Here is a 3,794-nt window from a genome sequence, read left to right on the forward strand (position 1 = left end):
AAGGATTTGAGGATGTCTTTGACAATCTTGGGAAATGAATTTATAATCATGATCAAATCAATATTTTGATATAGCTTGCTCAAATTTTAATATATTTTGGGCTATTTTTATCACAGATTTCTTAACATTCAACACTTCTGGCTTATCAGCTATTATTACCTATTGCTCAATTGCCATTAACCCAAGGTGGTGCAGACCAATTATTAATTGATTTAGAAACTTTTTCTGATGTCCAAGTAGCTTTGAGTGACTTACCAGGACAAAATTTTGAAGAGTTCCGACAATTTGCACAAGAAGTTATGCTGTGGGATGCCATTGCACAATTAGGTTATCGCATTACATTTGTGCATCCAATATCATATCGTCGAGATTGCACAGAATATTTGCAAGAACTTTTTAATTGTTATGGCGATAAAGCGGATTACATCATTATCAAAAATCTGTATTTTGGTGATGAATTTCCTTACTATGACGGTTCTGATATCCAACAGCATATCCAAGCAAATGGAGGTAATGAATTGTATTTGGGGAGGTTATGGAGGGATAGTTATGAATTAGTAGAATCTTTGGATTCACCTTATAGTTATGCAGTGCAAAATTACGAGATAGATTTTATGAACCGTTCTCGTGTGTTTAACTGGATGGAAGAATTTAGTGAGCAAATTAGCAAGAATAAACATATTGAGGAATTATTGGGTTTATTAAACATTACATCGTCATTGGATTTATCAAATCAATTAAATGGCGATTTTTAATTTTTAGTTTCAATATTACAAACAGACTGTACCAAGTTATGTTTCAAGGATTGAATCTGTTGATCAATATTAAAGATTTAGAATCATAACAAATTGAGACTCAAAATGTTTAAAAAACAGGACTTACGCAAAATATCTCTCAAACTCTATTTCGTTCGTGTCTTCATGTCTTCATGTCTTCATGATTCATTATTCCATGACTTGTACGTAATACCATTTCTTTGTGAGGCTGCGCCAAATTTTAGATTGAGCTTTTCTCTCTGTGTAGCGCCAGTTGCTGCCTCTTTCAGAGGAGCTATGCCTACTGCACGCTGCGCGAACGCTAACAAGTCGGGAAACCCGCCCAACGCACTGGCTTCTCTGTGCCTCTGTGGTTCGTTTATTTTAATTCAGCACATCTATGGCTATGACACGCTACGCTATCATACAGAATTGATATAAGTCCTAATCCAAGTTAATTTTCAAAGTTTTTTGAAAACCGAAATATTTTATATTAGTCAATTACAAATCCAACAAGCATTATGTATATTATTAATCAAAATTATCAATTAATTTTTATATGTTGCCCTATTTTCGCTAACTAGTATAAAAACCCGATACCTTATATCTAAAAACGAACATTAGCTTATGAATACATCTGTAGAATCTACTTTAGATACAACATTAGCAGGACAGTCAGACCATTTTAAACAGAAAGTTCTAGATGTAGTTAGACGTTCTGGTATCAATCCTAAAGATCCGTTGTTTTTGGTGTTAAGTTCCCTGGGTAAATTTGAGGTCTTAATGGAAGACATACCAGGAAAACTTAACACTGTAGTAGAGGGTTGGACAACAGAAATAGATGACAAACTTGATAAAGCATCAAGTGTAGCCATTGTTCAACAAAAAAGCGCGATCGCCAAAGCAATATCAACCTTGTTAAGCAAAGCAGAACAGAAAAAATCTAGATCCGTCTTTAATCCTTTAATAGCCACTGGTCTGGTATTATCTGGTTTGTTTGGTATTGTTATGCTGACTGGTAATATATTTTTCCTTTGGAGAGGTAGAGGGTTAACAGAACCAGTTCGCTTGACCGTGGAAGAACAGGAAATTCTGAATTGGGCTAAGTCAAAAGACGGAGAATTTGCTCGTCAAATTATGAAGTGGAACGATTTTGACCTGAGTGTTTGTCGAGCAAAAAAAGCTCAATTAAAAGGCAGATGTATGGTCTGGGTTGTGAATAACGAAGAAAGACAACGTTATCTAGACCAATTAAATCAAAAATCAAAATCAAGCCGTTAAACTGATTTGATTCGTTTCTGGACTATCTATCAGTCCCTCTACAATTGCTTTCGTAGCAGCTTGAGCGCGATTTTGACAATCGAGTTTAGTTAGGATGCGATGGACATGAGACCTCACAGTACCTACACTCAAAAAAAGTTTGTTGGCAATTTGATTGTTTCTATCACCAATAGCAATCATCTGCAAAATCTCTAATTCCCTAGAACTAAGTGAATATTGGTGGAAAACTCGTTTCTTTTTCATACTGGGAAGAACTGCCATAGTTTGAGGGTGTAAATTTTGAATTAATATTTTAGCGATCGCAGAATCTAACCAATGTTCTTCTTTGTACGTAACATAAATAGCTTCTGCTAACTTTTCTTTGGCTATCATTGTCGTACAATATGAATTCGCACCAGCAACAAAAGCTTCTCTAACACAGACTTCTGTGGCTTGGGCATTAAAAATCACGACTTTAGTATTTGATGCTTCTTGTTTAATTTGCCTAGTAACTTCCACACCAGCACCGTTTGCCAAAGTCGAATTCACAAGAGCTATATGTGGTTTGTGAATGTCAATGATTTTTAATCCTTCTGATGCTGTTTGGGCTTCTCCACAAATCTCTATATCAGGAGCAGCAGAGAGTAACATTTTGATACCATATCGACTCAATTCATGGTCATCGATAATTACTGTTTTTATCATGTTGTTTACCTACTATGTTTGCGGTTTCTTCTGATTTGGCAGTATTAATGATGATATTTAGATATGGTAACTTATCTTGTAAGTTAAACAGATGACAGATATAATACTTTAAGATTTTCTTAATATTTGCATAATATGTGCATAGCAAATTTTCTTAGAGGATGTCTGAAAAGTTTTGAGAAAGTGATTTTGATTACGCCAATTGCTTCAACATTAAACGAATCATAGCTACATAAATAAAAGCCTCTGTTGTTTCAGGTAAAATCTCATAGTCCTTACTCAGTCTTCGACACGAGTTAAACCAACCAAAAGTTCTTTCCACAAGCCAACGTTTGGGCAGTACAACAAATCCTTTTTGTTCTTCGTGTCGTGTGACAACACTGCACAGCAAACAATAAACATCCATAACCCAATGCTCACACGCACCCATAAACGCAGACGCTCATGGATTTTCTCCCATGTCCCATCTTTTCTCCACTGCCGAAAATAGTGGTAAACAGTTTTCCATTTCGGGCAGTCGTGAGGCAGCATTCGCCATGCACAACCTGCAGACAGGATGTAAAGTATGGCATTTACCACTGCTTCCATATCAACACTACGTTTTCTACCTCCTTTTTTAGCTTCTAGAATTAACCCTGATAACAGTTCCCACTGTTGAGAAGTCAAATTACTTGGGTAGGATGCATTCATAGCTCTCGTAACGCTGTCATACTTACGTGTTTTTTCTACTGACAGGATACCGTTACGTGGGCTTTCTTACTTCTCAGACATCCTCTAAGAAGTGAGACTCTAAAATTTTTTATTATTTTCATTCATATAAGTCTAAAGATAGATTTTTATGAATAAAGATGCAAACTCAACTGCATTTTTTAATATTTTTATACCTTTTGACAGAAGTCAAATTAAAAATTGTAGGCATAACATATATTAATCTAGGACTTACGCATTGACAGGATCAACCAAATATGAGGTACGGATTTCAGGCTTTTTAACGTGATTTTTTAATGATTTTTGAGTGATCGCTATTGATCGGAAGTTAATCGACAAAAGCCTGAAACGACGGATTTTCGTTCA

The 3,794-nt window shown here is 35.5% G+C and carries 3 protein-coding genes and 1 pseudogene; 2 read left to right on the forward strand and 2 right to left on the reverse strand.

Annotated elements, in window-relative coordinates; all coding sequences use genetic code 11:
• The first annotated feature begins 170 nt into the window (after positions 1-170).
• Both PN497_RS19260 and PN497_RS19265 read left to right on the forward strand, forming a co-directional pair.
• Entirely contained in the window at positions 171-755 is a 585-nt protein-coding gene (locus PN497_RS19260) for a hypothetical protein (RefSeq protein ID WP_272110767.1), read from the forward strand.
• Between the two features lie 627 nt (positions 756-1,382).
• Positions 1,383-2,036, forward strand: a complete 654-nt coding sequence (locus tag PN497_RS19265) for a DUF6753 family protein (protein ID WP_096573086.1) — start codon at positions 1,383-1,385, stop codon at positions 2,034-2,036.
• Here the strand turns inward: PN497_RS19265 and PN497_RS19270 are convergent.
• Both PN497_RS19270 and PN497_RS19275 read right to left on the reverse strand, forming a co-directional pair.
• Entirely contained in the window at positions 2,025-2,720 is a 696-nt protein-coding gene (locus PN497_RS19270; protein WP_096573085.1) for a response regulator transcription factor, read from the reverse strand. The genes PN497_RS19265 and PN497_RS19270 overlap by 12 nt on opposite strands.
• Before the next feature lie 193 nt (positions 2,721-2,913).
• A pseudogene (locus PN497_RS19275) lies at positions 2,914-3,410 on the reverse strand (transposase).
• Positions 3,411-3,794 lie beyond the last annotated feature (384 nt).

It is taken from the genome of Sphaerospermopsis kisseleviana CS-549, from assembly GCF_028329225.1.
In the GTDB taxonomy this organism is placed as follows: Bacteria; Cyanobacteriota; Cyanobacteriia; order Cyanobacteriales; family Nostocaceae; genus Sphaerospermopsis; species Sphaerospermopsis kisseleviana.

Excerpts from the sequence above, each read along its gene's own strand:
- PN497_RS19265 (WP_096573086.1), top strand. The coding sequence starts at position 1,383 with ATGAATACATCTGTAGAATCTACTTTAGATACAACATTAGCAGGACAG.
- PN497_RS19270 (WP_096573085.1), bottom strand. The coding sequence starts at position 2,720 with ATGATAAAAACAGTAATTATCGATGACCATGAATTGAGTCGATATGGT.